General features: G+C 43.0%; 1 protein-coding gene. It reads left to right on the plus strand.

Annotation, left to right across the window (positions count from 1 at the left end; all coding sequences use genetic code 11):
• Window positions 1-265, plus strand: a 265-nt coding sequence (locus tag AAEZ03_RS27665; RefSeq protein ID WP_350583075.1) for a glycosyltransferase N-terminal domain-containing protein, incomplete at both ends; no start/stop codon positions are given.

Genomic DNA, 265 nt, shown 5'->3' on the forward strand with positions numbered 1-265 from the left:
GTATTCCGAGCATCTTAGTCAATGGTCGTCTATCAGCCAGTTCATTTACAAGCTATCAAAAAATCGCTGCTGTCAGCGCCAGTATGATGAAAAATCTGACGTTAATTATTGCGCAAGACAATGAGTCTGCTAAACGCTTTCGCCAGCTGGGTGCTCATAGTGCGCAAATTCGGGTGGCGGGCTCACTCAAGTGGGTCATTAATAGACCAATGCTTAATAATGAAACGATTGATAGCAAAACAGATGATGTACAAGCGATTGATAG

Origin of the sequence: Pseudomonas sp. HY2-MNA-CIBAN-0224, assembly GCF_040310285.1 — a bacterium.
GTDB classification, from domain to species: Bacteria; Pseudomonadota; Gammaproteobacteria; order Pseudomonadales; family Pseudomonadaceae; genus Aquipseudomonas; species Aquipseudomonas helleri.